We start from the raw sequence: 436 nt of genomic DNA, 5'->3' as shown, positions 1-436 counted from the left end.
TCTACAAGGTCACATTTGTTTAAGAATACAACGATGTATGGAACACCTACTTGGCGAGAAAGAAGGATGTGTTCACGAGTTTGTGGCATTGGACCATCAGTCGCAGCACATACAAGGATCGCGCCGTCCATTTGAGCAGCACCAGTAATCATGTTTTTAACATAATCGGCGTGGCCCGGGCAGTCTACGTGAGCGTAGTGACGAGTTGGAGAATCGTATTCTACGTGTGATGTATTAATTGTAATACCACGTGCTTTTTCTTCTGGTGCAGAGTCGATTGCAGCGTAGTCTTTAGCTTCACCACCGAATTTCTTCGCACATACAGTTGCGATAGCAGCAGTTAAAGTTGTTTTACCATGGTCAACGTGACCGATTGTGCCCACGTTAACGTGTGGCTTATTACGTTCAAACTTAGCCTTAGCCATGAGATCTTCCT

Annotated in this window: 1 protein-coding gene; it reads right to left on the bottom strand. The window is 45.2% G+C overall.

Features of this window, described 5'->3' with window-relative positions:
• The coding region (locus tag AC1M9F_RS14500) for a GTP-binding protein (protein WP_481598119.1) at positions 1-425 on the bottom strand (425 nt) is incomplete at its 3' end.
• Positions 426-436: the final 11 nt, after the last annotated feature.

The sequence above is a fragment of the Acinetobacter sp. ANC_7504 genome (assembly GCF_056779995.1).
The sequence above is the reverse complement of the archived record's forward strand: the minus strand, read 5'-3'. Positions and strand labels throughout refer to the sequence as shown.